Below are 16,780 nucleotides of genomic sequence, written 5' to 3'. Positions count from 1 at the left end.
AAAAATGAGCAAAACCTCTGAATAGCTCATTATTTCTTCTGCTGTCTCATTCTCCATTTTTTTTCGACTTAATCGCCCAAAAAAGCCCTAGCTGTGGCAATCTGGGAAACAGAGACTTATCAAACCTGATATTTTAGCTACAGCAAATTTACCTGATAGGGTTATGCAAACTCTACCGACTCTTACAACTTCTAACACCACAGTAGATCAACCCACCTTTGATACAACTATCAAGCGGCGTAAAACCCGTCCTGTAAAGGTGGGAAATGTCACCATTGGCGGCGGCTACCCCGTTGTGGTGCAGTCAATGATTAACGAAGACACTCTTGATATTGATGGTTCCGTGGCTGGTATTCGTCGTCTGCACGAAATAGGCTGCGAAATTGTCCGCGTCACAGTGCCGAGTATGGCTCATGCTAAAGCTTTAGCAGAAATTAAACAAAAATTAATTAAAACTTACCAAGACGTGCCAATTGTGGCTGATGTCCATCACAATGGGCTGAAAATCGCTGTGGAAGTCGCCAAGCACATAGAAAAAGTGCGGATTAATCCGGGATTGTATGTGTTTGAAAAGCCAAACATCAATCGAACTGAGTATACTAAAACCGAATTTGACGAAATTGGCGATAAAATCCGCGAAACCTTAGAACCTCTGGTAGTTTCCTTGCGAGATCAAGGTAAATCGATGCGAATTGGAGTAAATCACGGTTCCCTCGCTGAAAGAATGCTATTTACCTACGGTGACACCCCCGAAGGCATGGTAGAATCTGCCATAGAATTCATTCGCATCTGTGAATCTTTGGATTTCCGCAACTTGGTTATTTCCATGAAAGCCTCACGAGTACCAGTGATGCTAGCCGCCTATCGCCTGATAGCCAAGCGCATGGATGATCTAGGTATGGATTATCCGCTACATTTAGGCGTTACGGAAGCCGGTGATGGCGAATACGGGCGAATTAAATCTACGGCTGGTATTGCTACCTTACTTGCTGATGGCATTGGCGATACAATTCGCGTGTCACTTACAGAAGCACCAGAAAAAGAAATTCCCGTTTGTTACAGCATTCTCCAAGCTTTGGGATTGCGAAAAACGATGGTGGAATATGTCGCCTGTCCTTCGTGTGGACGCACTTTGTTTAACCTAGAGGAAGTGCTGCACAAAGTTCGGGAAGCCACTAAACACTTAACTGGTCTTGACATAGCAGTTATGGGTTGCATTGTCAATGGTCCAGGAGAAATGGCGGATGCCGACTATGGTTATGTTGGCAAAACACCTGGTTACATTTCTTTGTATCGTGGCCGAGAGGAAATTAAAAAAGTCCTAGAAGATAAAGGTGTAGAGGAATTAATTAACCTGATTAAGGCAGATGAACGCTGGGTAGAACCATAAAGGGGAGTGGGGAGTAGGGAGAGTGAGAATTTTAGATTTTAGACTTCGGCGTGAGCGCTACTTCGACCCTTCGACAGACTCAGGGCAGGCAAGCTCAGTACAAGTCAGTCGAACGCTTTTGGATTAAAGAATTGAAATTTAATCCAAAATCCAAAATTCAAGTGCCCAATACTTCTTTACGAGAGGCTGCGCCAACGGCTTCTCTACCAGACGCTGTTCGCGTTCGCTCAGTACAAGTGTCCAATGCCCCACTCCCCACTCTGCCAAATTGTCAAGTATTTTGTTTAAACTAGGAATACATATTCGGTCTGTACAGTGGTAGCCTGTGTTAGATTGAGCATACTGATATATATATATTCCCTCTGACCCAGCTGTGATTATGGTGATTACAAAAAGTAGGCTTGTTTTGGGTGCTACGGCAGTGACACTCTCCACGATCGCTGTTATTAGTCTTGGCATTCACTCGCGAGGTCAGGCTTTATTTAAAGCAAGTCCCAAAGAATTGGTAGATGAAGTTTGGCAAACAATTGACCGCCAATATGTAGACGGTACTTTTAACCAGCTAGATTGGCAGGCTGTTCGTAAAGAGTACTTGAGTAAGTCCTACAGTAATCCGCAGGAAGCGTATAAGTCCATTCGGGAAATGCTCAAAAAGCTACAAGATCCATACACCCGGTTTATGGACCCAGAGGAATTTAAGAATATGCAAGTGGACACCTCTGGAGAACTAATAGGTATTGGGATCACGATTAGTCAGGATGAAAAAACGAAGCAACTGGTTGTAATTGCGCCAATTGAAGATACACCAGCCTTTAAAGCTGGTATTTTGGCGAAAGATATCATCCTCAAAATCGACGGCAAAGATACTAAGGGGATGGATAGCAATCAGGCAGTATCCTTGATTAGGGGTGAAGCAGGAACGCAAGTCAGCCTGACAATTAGGCGCGACGCTCAGACAAAAGAGTTTGACATCAAACGGGCGCGAATTGAAATCCATCCAGTTAAGTTTTCCCAGAAGCAAACTCCAGCAGGGAATCTTGGCTACATTCGCTTGAACCAGTTCAGCGCCAATGCTGGTAAAGAAATGCAAACTGCCATCAAAAATTTAGAAACCAAAAAAGTAGCTGGATATATTCTCGATCTGCGTGGTAATCCAGGCGGCTTACTCTTCTCTAGTGTGGATATTGCCCGGATGTGGATAGATAAAGGTAAGATTGTCTCCACCGTTGAACGCCAAGGAGAGGGAGAAAAGGAAGAAGCAAACGGACGAGCCTTGACAAATAAACCGTTGGTAGTGCTGGTAGATAAAGGTTCAGCCAGTGCAAGTGAAATCCTCTCAGGGGCTTTGCAGGATAATAAGCGTGCTACTTTGGTTGGTACTCAAACCTTTGGTAAGGGACTGGTGCAATCGGTACGTCCCTTGGAAGATGGTTCAGGATTGGCGGTGACAATTGCTCATTACTATACCCCTAGTGGTAGAGATATCAATCATAAAGGCATTGAGCCAGATGTGAAGGTGGATTTGACCAAAGCGCAGATCGAGGAGTTGTGGCTTCATGGACGTGACAAACTCGCTACCCTAGCAGACCCGCAATTCGCTAAAGCGGTGGAAGTCATCGGTAAACAAATTACTGCTAAGTCCACGCCCACAGCAGAAAAATGAAGAGTTAGGAATAAAGTTAGGAGTGAATAGTGAGGAGTTAGAAATAAAGACGATTATATTAGTTAACTCCTAACTCCTAACTTAAACTGGTTGGCACTTTCTAGCCCTAATAAGTCCGACACGCCGAGCGATCGCTTCTTCTAGCGAACTAAAAGGCCCCCACTGTTCTATAATCTCTAGATTATCGTCTCCAACTTTGTCGCTGGAGACAATTTCGCAATTACCAGCAGAACGCTTGACAATATACCAAGTTTGTGAATCCTTCATACTTAAAATAAAAAAATTTGTTTTTTACAAGCTACTCGGTAAGCGTAAAGCTCTTTACCGATAAAAAAGGTATTGGGCGATTAAAGCTCAAAAGTACTCGTGATGGTATTAGTTTCTCACAAACTACCTAGATTCGGATTTAATATCTTTGCGTTCTACATAATACGAACCCAAAAGCAGTGCATCCATGTAAGTTCTCAAGAAGCACTGAATGGCTTCTGTAGGTGTCCGAACAATCGGTTCATTTTCGTTGAGGGACGTGTTTAAAACGATAGGAATACCAGTACGTTGAGCAAAGGTATTAATCAAATCCCAATAAAGGGGATTAGTTTGGCGACTGACACTTTGTAAGCGGCCAGTACCATCAACATGGGTGACAGCCGGAATTTGCTCTCTTTTTTCGGGGCGAATTTTAAAGACTTTTTCCATAAATGGTGCTGGTTCATCAACCTCAAAGAATTCGCCTACCCGTTCTTCGAGAATACTGGGAGCAAAGGGACGGAACTTTTCTCGGAATTTGATTTTCAGGTTGATAATATCCCGCATATCAGCACGACGCGGATCTGCAAGGAGGGATCTGTTACCCAAAGCCCTAGCAGCAAACTCCATTCTCCCTTGGAACCAACCGACTACTTTACCTTCACAAAGGGCGTCAACAACGTGGTGTAGCAGTGCTTCTCGCTTTAGTATTTGAGGTTGCAAATCGTGCGATTGCAATGCTAACAAGCATTCTTCATCAGTAAACTCCGAACCCCAATAAGCATGATCTAATATAAACTGACGTGGTTGCTTGAGCAGATGATTCCAAATAAAGAAGGCTGCCCCAATTGATGTACCATTGTCAGCAGCACCCACTGGAATATAGATATTCTTAAAGGGAGTATTTTGAGTAATCTTACCATTGGCAACAGAATTCATCGCCACACCACCTGCTAAACAGAGATTCTCACTCTTGTAGCGATCGCTTAGTCGATTAATTAAATGAAAAATGATTTCTTCTGTCACCGCTTGCACAGAAGCGGCAATATTTTGATGCTTGGTGGTAACTTCTGACTTGGAACGTCGCGCCGGCCCTAATAATTTTTCTAGTTCTGGGCTGTGGAAAGGTTCAACAATGGGCGCTCCATTTTCCCACTTCATGGCAATGCCTTGCTGATGGTGAGTGAAGTAATCTAAATTCAACTCAAAACTATCACCTTTGGGATAAATAATTCGTCGAAAGGCTTCCAAATATTCTGGTTCTCCGTAAGGTGCTAATCCCATCACCTTATATTCATCTCCGTAGGCGGGAAAGCCCAGATAAAGGGTGATAGCGTTGTAAAGATAACCAACAGAGTGAGGGTAGTGAGTGCGAGAGAAGTACTCTAGATGATTCCCTTCACCCGCAGCTGCCAGGGTACTAACAAAGTCTCCCATGCCGTCAATAGATAAGATGGCAGCTTTTTCAAAGGGAGAAATGAAAAAGGCACTGGCTAGGTGAGTTGTATGGTGTTCCAGGTTATGAATTTTAGCCCGAATCTCTTCAGGTGTAGAATAACAAGCTTCTGCTAACTGTTGCTTAAGACTCGTAGATTTACTTTGTTTGTTAAACCGATCTAAAAGTGATGATAAAGATGGACGTTGTTGGAGAGTAAATAGAAGTTTGCGATTTAAGTTGGCTTTGGGGTTAAAGGATACCGCTACATGATCCAAATCGGCTGCACTAATGCCACCAACTTTTAGGCAATAATGAATAGATTCTGCGGGAAATCCAGCCCAATGTTTAACTCTATTAAACCGTTCTTCTTCAACTGCGGCAATCAGTTGACCATCTTGGACTAGACAAGCTGAAGCATCACCGTGGTAAGCGTTAATTCCGAGAATATTCATTATGATTAAGTTTCAGTAGGTTTTAATAGTTAATTTTGAAGTTTTTCGGCTTCTATCAGACGAATTACTAGTAATATTTCTGCTAGTACACGTTGAAATGCATAGTACCAACCATGCCAACTGTCTAAAATACCACCTTTCAGGATCGTGATTTGTCAGGATGGCTGCCAGAAGAAACCCAAATTTTTAGGGCTGGATGAAATTTGGCAAACTGGGCAGCGAATTCTTCTCTTTTTTCGCTACCACCGAGTACCAGGATAGCTTGTGGTTGGGGTGTCTGGTGGTAGGCGATCGCAATTCCTAGAGGAATGACGCTCAACAATACCAGGACAATAGTTACTAGGGTTAATATCCCATATTTTTTGAGTTGTCGATGCAACCGTTTCATGATGAGAAAAAAGCTATAATTCTTCGGGATTAATGCCCATTTCTCGAAGTCTTTGTGCTAATCTAGCAGCTTTTTGTTCTGCTTGCTGGGCACGTTGGCGTTCTTGTTCTAATAATTCACTTCCCCAAAACAGTAAATTTCCTGATTTATCCCACCAGCGTAGCCAATAACTTTCTAATTCTGCTTTTCTCCCCATCCACACGCCCAAAAATAAGCCCAAGGCTTCTATCCAAAAGCGTCCGTTTTCATCTGGGGATTGTTGTTTATACTTACCCTCCACCAAGAAGTAGACTTCTAATACCGCGATTTGAGGGTGAAAAATTACGTAAATAGGAATTCTTAAAATTTGTTCATAAAAGTACCACTTACCATAGGTATAGTGGGGATTAATCGAGTATTCTCCTCCTTCTGTGGCGGAGATAAATTCCATAACTAGAGCAGGCTTGTCTCCTTGTGTATGGGGAGTGTAGCTACGGCGAATTTCTCCTGAAGGTAGAGGATGAACCGATGGGACGTAAACCCAATCGGGAGCTGTTGACGATAGTTTTGTCGCCGACGGTGGCACACAGACCAAAATTAGAGGCAATCAGCATCGATTCGAGAATCATACCTGCTAACTCTAGGGATTCTCGCAGGGCTGCGGCTAGCAGGGGTTGCAGGTTACTTTCCACAGGTTCATCGGGCAAAGGAAAATCAGCAGGTAGTTTCTGCCAGGTAATCGGGGGTAAGGCATTTGCCGAGTGACCTTGTAGAACTGTCATGGTCTTATTTAGGCGATCGCTAGCAGGCTCGATTTCATTTATTATACAGGTTCGTCATTTCTCCAGGCTGGGATGAGAGCGATCGCTATACTATTAGCTATGGTTGATTGGGAACTGAAAAGTGGAAAATACAAACATTAAAACTGAACTGTATTTATATCACGCAAAGACGCAGAGGAGGACAGTTCATCTGGTAAATGCCTAAAAACTTAGGTTACCATCTAATGCCATTCCCTAGAATGAAATAGCCCTGCCAATTACCCATTACCAATTCCCAATTCTTTAAATTGTTTTTGGCAAATTAGAAGATAGAGCAAAGCACCAATCCAAATTGTACTTTGAATGATTTTCGCGAATGGTAAATCTGTAAATTTCGCGGGAAGTGATAAACTCAATAAAAGTAAGGTTAATATCAAAATATTTGATCTATTTGGCTTATTAAAAGTCAAATTAATTACTGCTAATAACAAAAACACTAACATGACATTATCATAAATTAAATGATAAGTCCATAATCTACCGATAACAGAAGCAATGGCAAAAAAAAACAGTAAAGAATTATCCTTAAATAAATAAAATATGCCTATAATTGTAGCAGTAGCAACTATGGCTAATAATACTGTTGCTATAGCTGGGTTAATGCCAAAATTTAAAAGAACATTGATTCCTGAATATCCACTACTAACATAATATTTGGAAACTTTAATCATTTTCTCAATCATATAAATAGGAGAAACTTGGACAAGCATTCCTATGATTGAACTAGCAATAATAATATAGAGACAGCAAGCAAATGCCGCATTAATTCTTTTTTTAATAACTAAAGTAAAAAAATAAAGTGCGGAAATACTAGGTTTGAGTAAAGCTAAACCTAAAAACAACCCTGCGGAAAAATTATGATTTTTCTTCAATAGCCAAAACATCCCTATTAATAAAGCATTAATAATGATGCCATATTGACCAAGACCAAGAGTAGTAGAATGACTGCTAATTGACAAACAAGCAACTACCGTAAACCAAGCTTTTAATTTCCCATAGGGTTTGCCTATTTGATAAGCAAAAATAGCTAAAATAACTAGGGATATGGTATTTAAAAGAGCATGATACCAGCGGGTTAATTCAAAAGAAATAAGTGGAAAAAATATGAAACCTGAGAAAAAAGCCCAAGGTGGATATCCCCCCGATGTTATCGGTCCAATTGTGGGATCTATAAAAAGCGAACCTTTTTTAATATCATAAGGATATAAACCACGATAAATATATTGCTGTTCTTGCCAGCGAGAATGTAAATCTCCTGCACCAATTTCATCTATGATTAAGTAATAAAAACCTCTGATCAAATAGGCGAAACAGAGTAAACTCAAAATCAGGGAAAGACCAAAGATAATTTTTGGAGGAGTAAGCTTTTTTAAAACAACTACGATTGATTGGTTATTCATTTAAAAATATATATATCTTTGTTTATTGATTTACTAGTTTAATAGAGTTATTATAAAATTGGGAGATATCCCATTTTCTCTAACTTACATATCACTTTAGCTATACTTTCATCAACAGTTTCCTGTTCAGTATTACAAGTAATTTCAGGATTGACAGGTTCTTCGTAGGGATCATCAATACCTGTAAATTGTTTAATTTCTCCGCTTCTAGCTTTTGCATATAAACCTTTCACATCTCTTTTTTCACAGATATTCAAGGATGCTTTGACATAAACTTCGACAAAATTTTCTGTCATTTGTCTTACTTCTTCCCTAGTTTCTTTATAGGGACTAATAGCGGAAACAATCACAATTACTTGATGACGACTCAATAAACTAGCCACAAATCCAATCCGACGAATGTTGATATCTCTGTCTTCTTTGCTGAATCCTAATCTTTGGCAAAGGTGAGTTCTCACCACATCTCCATCTAAAATTTCTACGGGAAAACCTCGTGTTTTTAACTGCAATTCTACTCCTTGGGAAATTGTAGTTTTACCCGCACCACTTAGTCCTGTAAGCCATAAGGTAAATCCTGAATAGTTAATGTTCATCTCTAATTAACTTTAATTTATGCAGAGTTATACTAAATCTTTATATCTGTCACTTTACTTCCTAATTGATACCACTGTTGCCGAAAAAATCCAGCTACATTTGCAAACTGTGATATCAGGAATAATATTGTCAATAATATTTCTGGTTGACTGGACTTTTGCACAAAAGGATACCTGAGTAAATTCAGATAAAATTTGATTGGTTCAACTTTGATATTTTCATTAGTACCCTGAGTTCTAGCTTGGTAAAAACGAAAAGCACCGCAACCATAGTTAAAGTGCTGAAAGCAAAAGGTTTTTAATGTGAGTTGATGAGCATGATAAACAGTAACTTCTGGAATATAAATCATTTTGTTACCTTGGTGCAACCAGCGATCGCAAAATTCCCGATCTTCTGCCGCTGCTAACGAGAAATTTGTATTAAACCCACCAATTTGTTGAAATTTGTCCCTAGCTAAAGCCATATTATTACTGGTAAAGAAACTGGGTTGATGGCAGTCAGCATTATAGTATGAGTAGAGATAATCCAATAAAAGTTGACTAGCTGCGGAGTAAATATTGTCTGACAGTTTGTTAATCGTATCACCACCCAGTAAAACCTCTGGATGATCATGAAAATAGGTAGCTATAACTTTTAAGGAGTTGGGGTGAATTTGACAGTCATCATCAATGAATATTAGAAAATCACCTCCAGCATGGTAAGCTCCAGTATTGCGAGCGGATGCAGGACCGGCATTGTCTTGGCGAATTAACTGAATTGTCAATTGTGCCTGAAAGGGTTTTACTACTTCATTTAGAGGATTGGGACTGCCATCATCTACGACAATAACCTCAAAGCGATCGCCTGGATAGTCCAGATGAGTCAAGGATTCTAGACAAGTTGCTAGTTGTTCGGGACGGGCATAGGTTGGGACGACAATGGAAAAGAATAGCTTTTTAAGCATAAACTCGACATATTCAATATACTGGTGAGGAGCGATAAGCTGTTACGCAGCTAAATTTAACATTTTGCAACAAATTGTTGGATTAGGTTAAGGGTATTCCTTTCAACTCCCCCACAATCAAGAGAGTGGGTAAAAAAGCAATTTGAGGGTTATATTTTGACATTTGACTGAATTGTTTTTTCAATTTTCATCTGATATAATTTGCTAACTATATTGATCCATAACCAATGGCGAAATCCAACAGGCAAGGTACGGCGACCTATGGATATAGCTAATTCCAAATAACCACGCCAGAAAAAGTATAAAACAGGATGGCGATATGTAATTCATAAAGCTTAGGTTGTAAGTAGGGATGATAATTGAGAATATTGGTTTTTTGTCCATCACAATCAAAATTTATGGAATATTTTGGCTTTTGTTGGGCGAGATAGCCAGAGCCACCAACTCCAATGACTGCTGCCATAATTTTGGTGCCAACCATCGGATAGTTAATCCATAGGCGATCGCACCCATCACCGTACAACTGACTAATGATGCTTGGGAGTTGAGTAAATCTCGGAGCAAGTATTTAACTGCCAAAATCACCACTACCATTATCAAAGCACAGACGAGGGGAACGATAAGTTGACGCAGATAAGTAAGAATGGGAGTCTGAATTAATTGACTAACTGCCCACTGACTGATAGGAAAAACGAGGTAATCACTAATTACATAGGCAACAGCAATGGCCATCAATCCCCAGCGCACAGCTACAAGACAAGCAATGACATTGAGGATGGCATTGAGTAAGCCTAAGCGAAATTTCCAAGCAGGCTTACCCATTGCTATGAACACAGATTCATTAAAGAAGGAAACTGAACGTAAAAGTCCAGCTAAGGCGAGAATTTGCATAATGGGGATAGAGGGAAGCCATTGCTTGCCAAATAATAGGATAACCAATTCTGGAGTCAGGGTGATCATGCCGAGGAAGGTAGGAAAGGCAATGAGGCTGGTCAATTGAGTCACTTGATAAAATGCCTCTCGAAGGCGATTTAGGTCTGTTTGCAGGCGGGAAAACGTTGATAGCGCAACTTGATTGCTGGTTCCCACCAATAACTGAGTCATCACTTCTAAAATTCGCTGGGCGATCGCATAATATCCTAAAGTTTTTGCTCCGAGAAAGTAACCAATTAACAAAGTATCAGTTCTTTGATTGAAAAAGTTCACTAGTTGAAAACCGAGAACATGAACTCCAAAGTGAAATAATTCCTCAAAATGAGGAGAAGACACTCTAAATCTAGGTTGCCAGTCACTTGCTCTCCACAAAACAATAATTCCCACCCCTTGATAGACTAATTCTTGAGCAACGAGACTCCAAACACCAAATCCAGCGATCGCCATCACAACACCAACAAAACCGCCCATAAAAATTCCAAATAATGCACGAGTTGCTAGAGTTTTAAAGGCAAATTTTCGCTTGAGCAAAGCTATCTGAACCTGACTAAAAGCATTAAGAAAAAACATCATAGAAAGACATCTAATCAGCGGTATTAGCTGTGGCTCCTGGAATAAATTAGCAACCCAACCAGCCGTTATAAAACTGGTAGTGGTTAGTAAAAAACCGATGGCAACCTGAGTCCAAAAGGCAGTATCGAGGTGTTCTTGATCTAATTTTTGACGCTGAATCAGTGCTTGGGAAAAACCTTGAGTGAGAAAGATATTTATGAAAGTAATAAATAGGTTTGACAATGCCACTAAGCCGAAGTCTTTTGGTTGTAGCAGACGAGCTAATATTAAAAAAACTAACAACGAACCAGTCTGACTTCCCCAATTCTGAATAACAGACCAAAATACTCCTTGAATCGCCTTTTTTTTCATGCTCATGTATCAAAGTTAATCTTCATAGGAATACCCATGCAAGAAAGAAAATTGCTCAATTCTATTTTTTACTAAATCAATCAATTCGGAATTCCAAGCTAGATCATAACGAGCTTTATAGGGAGATTGATAGACCACATCAGCACAATCATTAATTAAATTAGTCATAAATTTAAATTTATTAGTCATAGATTTAAATTTAACAGAGGTTTACCATCAAAATAGTCTGGAATTGGCACATTCATCAGATTTAAAATAGTTGCACTTAGATCAACCGTACTTGCTGTTTCTAAAGTGGAATTAGGAGTAATGCCAGGACCCTTTGCCATCAGAAAACCTCTCGAACGATGTCCCCCTGGACGAAAATAAGGAACAGGTCCTATGCGTCCAAAATCAGGACTATCAATGACATCGGTGGGAGATCCGTGCCAAACTACTACTAAATCTGCATCAGAGAGTTTAGTATCATTCTCCATTGGTGATTGACGAGTGCGAATTACGTCTTTAACAATGGGTTTACCTGTTCTTGCATCTTGAAGATCAAGGAGATGTTGAGTAATTTGATGACAAAGTTGGTCATATTCAAATGGTTGAACTATTCCCTGATTTTCTCTTCCTTTAATATTAAGACGAATCTGACCATCGGTAAAGGCAGGTAGAGCGAAAGCTTTCATCTGATGCCATAGTGGTTGATACCAGCGTGTTGGTATCCACGCAAGACTATCTGCTTGTTCTAACAAAAAAAATGGACAATCTAGCCCATTTTTAGGACTACGAAGAAAGCTACTAGGAGTCCATGATCCAAATAGTTTCTGCATCCAGTTTTTGGGTGTATTCTTAACCCAAATTTCCCCTAACCAAGAATTTCTGATAGGATGGGTAATCATTGGGGGTGGTGGTGTGTTGATCTTACCAGTAGCGATCGCAGTTTGACCAGGAAAACTCAAGCGATACATTAACTCTGGCAGAAATACCATCCCAAATAAATCAGCATTATTAACATCCATACCATGCAGAGAAAAAATCAAAATATAACTATTTTCTGAAGTTTGACTGATTATTTCACCAATTGCATGATCAATTTGTTGATAAGTTTCTAACAATACATCAGATGAGTCATTCTCTTGTTTTAAAGTCGAATATAAAGGATGATCTGCCTGACTATAACTATACAAATCATGACCTGCTGTATGAGTTTCACTAAAAACTGCCAGGAAGAGATCCCAGGGTTCACGAGTTAGTAGGTCTTGACAAATTGCAGAACGTTTAGCGATATTGGTTTTTAACGCTTCTTGTAGCCATTTTCGGTATTTTTTATCCCACCAAATGCCAATATCATTTTGATAAATCAAATCCTGTCCGTGTTTTTGAGTGAGTTCTGGCAGAATTTCAGGGGGTAGAGAATGCCTGGGAGTAAAAGGATCATGTCCTCCCCAACCAAGAATTTGCACTCCTTTAACTTGCTTACAGAGAGTTGTTACTGGCAGATCAAAAATTGCAATATTGTGGTTTTCTAGCAAAGCATAAAAAGGAAGATACTCTTGATATTTATATCCTCCATTAGTGCTGTCGTAGATAGCTTGATAATTGTTTTTATAATATTCAACAGGACTCCAATATCCGGTTTTATTGGGTAGGCATCCTGTGTTAAAAATTGTCCATAAGCATTCAGTAATATAAAATTCCTCAGTTTTTTTGCTATATTCAACGGTGTTTTTAAGATGACCGTAGCTGCCTTGCAATCTCAGTTGATTTAAGTTTTTTAAATACCCTTGCTCCATCCATTTTTCTAAAAGTAGGGGATCGGCTGCGTCTAATCCAATGGCAATAACAGAGTTTTTCATGAGAGTTTTTAGTAAATTTAATAGTAGGTTTAATTATCTTTTAAATACTGTGCTTCTTTCCCAAAAACAGCCTGTAGTATGGGCAATTTGCGACAGTAGTAGTAATCCTGAGATTAAAGGAGCGCGAAATAAAAATTCTTGATGAAAGGGATAAAGTAACAAATTTGTATAAAAAGGGTATGATTCAGCTTTGATTTTTCCTAGTCCCCGTTTTTCTCGTACTTGATTAAAATGAATAGCACCCCGACCATAGTTAAAATGCTGTTTCCAGAACTGAGTTAGGGTTAAGTCATGGGCATGATAAACTAAAGCATCGGGAACATATAGCATTTTATAGCCTACTTGTAAAGCGCGATCGCACAATTCTCTATCTTCAGCCGCATTTAAGGTATATTTATCATTAAAACCCCCAATACGATTAAATATTTCTCTGGAAATAGCAAGGTTATTAGAGGTGAAAAAGCTAGTCTGACGAGTTTTAATATTTTGTTTATTATAGTACTCGTAAAGGTAATCAACTAATATTTGACTGCTAGTAGCATAAAGATTTCCAAGCAAAGCATTAACTATTTGTCCACCCATAAGACAATTGGGTGTTTTAAGCAACTGACAGGCAAATTGTTGCAACCAACCAGCAACAGGAGCGCAGTCATCATCAGTAAACGCCAAAAATTCTCCTTTTGCAAAGGTAGCTCCTAAATTTCGGGCAATAGAAGGACCCTGATTAGCTTGTCTTAATACGGTGAGGGGAAGTTGAGGTTGCCACAAAGAAATGACCTGATCTAAGGACATCGGACTACCATCATCGACAATAATTACTTCAAATTTGTTGTGAGGATAATCGAGTTCTGATAAAGCTTGTAAACAGACGGACAACTGTTGTGGACGTGCATAGGTAGGGATAACAATTGAAAAAAAAGGAAGGTTCATAAATCAGGTTTAAAAAAAATTATGATTATAGTCCTAAATAAATCAAAGATAGTCCAATACAATTCAGTTAAAATAATTGCTCTATCTTTAATCTTTGTCCACATTGAAAATTTACTATATTTAAACATAGCCTTTTTCTCGATACCAATTAATTAAATTTATAATTGCTTCTTCTGGTGAAATTTTAGGAGAATAATCTAACTCAGCTACTGCTCTAGAAATATCCAAACTTCGATCACTGATAAACATATCATAACGATGATGACCAGGCAATTGTTTACTAAATGTTTGATAAAACCATTCGGTCATTGTATTGAGGGTATGATAGGGAAAAGCAGGCAACTGTTGGGTTGGTTCATATATGTTTAAATTTTCAGTAATTAGGTTAACAATTTCTTTGACTTTTAGAGCTTCTTTGCCAGCAAGATTATAGGTTTTACCTTCGATATTGGATTTTTCTGCACACAATCTTAATCCTGCTATAATATCCATAATATCTGCTAAGTGATACTCATTGTTTCCTGTACCAATTAGACGAAATTTTGGAGTAGTGATCGCTCTAACTAACCCCAACCAACTTAAAGAACCTGCACCACAAACCCCTGATAATCTTGCTATCACCACAGGTAAATTCTGTTGTTGGTGATAACTTAACAAAACTTTTTCTCCCAACCATTTCGTTGTCCGATAATAGGTATTTGGACGTGGCACTGTATTTTCATTTATTCTTAGCTGTTTGAGAGTTCCATACACCCCTGCGGTACTTAGATAAACTAACCGTTCAACATTTGTTTTCAGAGCAGTCTCGGCTATATTTTTACAACCATCTACATTGATTGAATAATAAGCTTGTTTAGGAATTTTTGGCTTTGTTCGTTGTGCTGCTCCATGATAAACTTGTTGACAACCTTTCATTATTTTCTCTAAAGTATCAGCATCTCTGATGTCCCCGGAAATAATTTCAACATCTAAGTTTTTTAACTGCGTGACATCACTATCAAAACGAACCAAAGTTTTAACACTATATCCCTTCTCCACTAGCATTTTAGTTAAATAACTGCCAATAAATCCTGATGCACCTGTTACTAATAGTTTCATTTTGATTTTATCCTGATATGATTAACTAGAGGTAAAAATATATCATATTTCAAAGCTAACTCACGGTTAAAATAATGACCCTCCAGATTCACTCTGATTTTCGAGAGCATCCCTGAGTGACATTTCGATTTCTTGGGTTGTAGTTGCAAAATAGCTATCTCTAAAATCTTGACTCCAAGTTTGGTAATAAGATTGGTTTTTATGATTTGAATTTGGCATAAGGATATTGGGGACACCTATTAGACTACTCAAAATGTGAACATGAAGTCGGTTAGTAATAATAAATCTTCTGTTAGACAGTTGACGGTATCCATCAAATGTCCATAAATCGCCCAGGTTGCCACCCCCATGAAGAAAAATCGGGTTACAACCAATCATTTTCCTCATCTTAGATATTGACAGGGACAAAAAATCGGATGCGTAGGCTATATCAACGTTACGAATGTTGTGAAGATAGTCAACTTCTCCTAGCCAGATCAAATGCTCACCGATATTTAAATGGCTCGGATAGTTGAGATGGGCGCAACATGAATGAGGCGCAATTACTCCAAGTCGTTCGTGTAAGGTTTCTCGTAATTTTGCTCTGGCATCGGAGAAAGAAAGTTTTGAACTGCTCATGGTTATCATCTCCGTCGCAGGATATCTTGGGCGGCTTTCCAGATGAAGCCGGCTGTATTGGCGACTTCCCACACAACTAGCAGCATCATTAGTACTGGCCGTTGTGAACCTGGACTTTGACAAAGAATCCGCTTAAGTTCCTGTATGAGCCTCAAATGTTTGCTAATGGTGGTGGAAGTTTTCATGGAGTCTTTTTCCTTACTAAAACGGTAAGCCCCCCGGCCATAGTTGAAATATTGTCGCCAAAAACCATTTAAATCCTTGCGGTGTTCATGAATAACCACTGCATCTGAAGCTTTGACAAGATACCGACCGCTAGCCCGCCAGCGTCGGCAGAAATCACGGTCTTCTGCGGCTAGACGACCATAAGTTACATCACAACCACCAAGAGTCAGATAATCTTTACGGGGAACAGCGAAATTTAAGCCCGCAAAGAACTTAGGCTCTGATCCAGGTGGGTTAAAGGTAGCATCTACTGCTTCGGTGATCAGTTGACTGACGCAGGCAACGAGACTCTCTGGATGAAGGTTATTTACCCGACCGCCGATCATTCTGTCTGGGTAACGCTTAGCTGCCTGGAGTATAGCCTCAAGCCAGTAGGGATCAGCCACACAATCATCATCAAGGTAGACCAGAAGTGAGCCTCTCGCAGATTCTGCCCCCAGGTTTCGATTGCCTGCTACCCCTTGGTTAGCTGCGATTCTATGGCTAATCAATAACTGCTCGGCAAAGGCTTCTACCACATGGTTTACTGGGGGCTGCGATACATCCACCAGGACTACTTCAAAGGTATGGCTGCCAATGCACTGGGCAACAAGAGATTGTAGGCAACGTGCCAACGCCGTTGGACGGTTGAATGTCATCACCACGACGGAAATTTCATAGGAGGGAAGACTCGGACTATAGGTAATTAAAAGAACAGTAAATTAACTTGGGTTTGGCATCAGAAAAGATACTGCTTGACCAAGTAGATGTGCAGGAAAATTTACAACCATTTTTTTGTGGAGTTCTCTAACCAACTTAAAGAACCTGTATTTTTAGCTTACCTTTATATATATGGTATATATAGCAATCGAAGTATAGGTTAGGACGCTAAACGAACAGCCGTATCAACTCTCT

Annotated in this window: 18 protein-coding genes and 1 pseudogene; 3 read left to right on the top strand and 16 right to left on the bottom strand. The window is 39.6% G+C overall.

The genetic code is table 11. The annotated features are described in order from the left end of the window. Positions 1-163 precede the first annotated feature (163 nt). From ispG to ctpC, 3 genes are all read left to right on the top strand, one after another. Complete coding sequence (gene ispG, locus HWQ38_RS04800) at positions 164-1,390, top strand: (E)-4-hydroxy-3-methylbut-2-enyl-diphosphate synthase (protein ID WP_292790494.1); 1,227 nt, start codon at positions 164-166, stop codon at positions 1,388-1,390. A 50-nt stretch (positions 1,391-1,440) separates the two neighbouring features. Then, on the top strand, positions 1,441-1,683 hold the full coding sequence (locus HWQ38_RS04795) for a hypothetical protein (protein ID WP_292790491.1): 243 nt from the start codon (positions 1,441-1,443) through the stop codon (positions 1,681-1,683). An 86-nt stretch (positions 1,684-1,769) separates the two neighbouring features. Continuing rightward, positions 1,770-3,053 carry a carboxyl-terminal processing protease CtpC gene (gene ctpC / locus HWQ38_RS04790; RefSeq protein ID WP_292790487.1) on the top strand — a complete coding sequence of 428 codons (1,284 nt, stop codon included), beginning with the start codon at positions 1,770-1,772 and terminating at the stop codon, positions 3,051-3,053. An 81-nt stretch (positions 3,054-3,134) separates the two neighbouring features. Here ctpC and HWQ38_RS04785 read toward each other — a convergent pair whose 3' ends face one another. From HWQ38_RS04785 to HWQ38_RS04715, 16 genes and pseudogenes are all read right to left on the bottom strand, one after another. Next, entirely contained in the window at positions 3,135-3,320 is a 186-nt protein-coding gene (locus tag HWQ38_RS04785) for a DDE transposase family protein (RefSeq protein WP_292790484.1), read from the bottom strand. A gap of 123 nt (positions 3,321-3,443) precedes the next feature. After that, the gene (locus tag HWQ38_RS04780) at positions 3,444-5,189 is read right to left on the bottom strand and encodes a carbamoyltransferase (protein ID WP_292790481.1); all 1,746 of its coding nucleotides are present in this window, start codon (positions 5,187-5,189) and stop codon (positions 3,444-3,446) included. 29 nt (positions 5,190-5,218) lie between these two features. Next, a pseudogene (locus HWQ38_RS04775) lies at positions 5,219-5,335 on the bottom strand (glycosyltransferase family 2 protein); the annotation flags it as partial. Then, positions 5,329-5,577, bottom strand: coding sequence for a hypothetical protein (locus HWQ38_RS04770; RefSeq protein WP_292790479.1), 249 nt, complete (start codon positions 5,575-5,577; stop codon positions 5,329-5,331). The gene HWQ38_RS04770 and the pseudogene HWQ38_RS04775, both read right to left, overlap by 7 nt. 13 nt (positions 5,578-5,590) lie before the next feature. Then, positions 5,591-6,142 carry a Uma2 family endonuclease gene (locus HWQ38_RS04765; RefSeq protein WP_366933235.1) on the bottom strand — a complete coding sequence of 184 codons (552 nt, stop codon included), beginning with the start codon at positions 6,140-6,142 and terminating at the stop codon, positions 5,591-5,593. Further along, on the bottom strand, positions 6,048-6,338 hold the full coding sequence (locus HWQ38_RS40340) for a hypothetical protein (RefSeq protein WP_366933234.1): 291 nt from the start codon (positions 6,336-6,338) through the stop codon (positions 6,048-6,050). The genes HWQ38_RS04765 and HWQ38_RS40340 overlap by 95 nt, the downstream gene beginning before the upstream one ends. A gap of 257 nt (positions 6,339-6,595) precedes the next feature. After that, entirely contained in the window at positions 6,596-7,777 is a 1,182-nt protein-coding gene (locus HWQ38_RS04760) for a glycosyltransferase 87 family protein (RefSeq protein WP_292790476.1), read from the bottom strand. 50 nt (positions 7,778-7,827) lie between these two features. Continuing rightward, on the bottom strand, positions 7,828-8,370 hold the full coding sequence (gene cysC / locus HWQ38_RS04755) for an adenylyl-sulfate kinase (RefSeq protein WP_292790474.1): 543 nt from the start codon (positions 8,368-8,370) through the stop codon (positions 7,828-7,830). A 32-nt stretch (positions 8,371-8,402) separates the two neighbouring features. Further along, a complete protein-coding gene (locus tag HWQ38_RS04750; RefSeq protein ID WP_292790471.1) occupies positions 8,403-9,314 on the bottom strand; it encodes a glycosyltransferase in 912 nt (303 codons plus the stop codon). A 396-nt stretch (positions 9,315-9,710) separates the two neighbouring features. After that, complete coding sequence (locus HWQ38_RS04745; protein WP_292790468.1) at positions 9,711-11,177, bottom strand: lipopolysaccharide biosynthesis protein; 1,467 nt, start codon at positions 11,175-11,177, stop codon at positions 9,711-9,713. Positions 11,178-11,186: 9 nt separating this feature from the next. Then, positions 11,187-11,339, bottom strand: coding sequence for a hypothetical protein (locus tag HWQ38_RS04740; protein WP_292790465.1), 153 nt, complete (start codon positions 11,337-11,339; stop codon positions 11,187-11,189). A 17-nt stretch (positions 11,340-11,356) separates the two neighbouring features. Beyond that, a complete protein-coding gene (locus tag HWQ38_RS04735; RefSeq protein WP_292790463.1) occupies positions 11,357-13,015 on the bottom strand; it encodes an alkaline phosphatase family protein in 1,659 nt (552 codons plus the stop codon). A gap of 33 nt (positions 13,016-13,048) precedes the next feature. Further along, positions 13,049-13,945, bottom strand: coding sequence for a glycosyltransferase (locus HWQ38_RS04730; protein ID WP_292790460.1), 897 nt, complete (start codon positions 13,943-13,945; stop codon positions 13,049-13,051). A 120-nt stretch (positions 13,946-14,065) separates the two neighbouring features. Beyond that, positions 14,066-15,043, bottom strand: a complete 978-nt coding sequence (locus HWQ38_RS04725) for an NAD(P)-dependent oxidoreductase (protein WP_292790457.1) — start codon at positions 15,041-15,043, stop codon at positions 14,066-14,068. Between the two features lie 66 nt (positions 15,044-15,109). After that, positions 15,110-15,661: a hypothetical protein gene (locus tag HWQ38_RS04720; RefSeq protein WP_292790455.1), complete on the bottom strand. Its 552-nt coding sequence runs from the start codon at positions 15,659-15,661 to the stop codon at positions 15,110-15,112. A 5-nt stretch (positions 15,662-15,666) separates the two neighbouring features. After that, on the bottom strand, positions 15,667-16,530 hold the full coding sequence (locus tag HWQ38_RS04715) for a glycosyltransferase (RefSeq protein WP_366933233.1): 864 nt from the start codon (positions 16,528-16,530) through the stop codon (positions 15,667-15,669). Positions 16,531-16,780 lie beyond the last annotated feature (250 nt).

Origin of the sequence: Nostoc sp. NMS7 (assembly GCF_017115085.1) — a bacterium.
In the GTDB taxonomy this organism is placed as follows: Bacteria; Cyanobacteriota; Cyanobacteriia; order Cyanobacteriales; family Nostocaceae; genus Nostoc.
The sequence above is the reverse complement of the archived record's forward strand: the minus strand, read 5'-3'. Positions and strand labels throughout refer to the sequence as shown.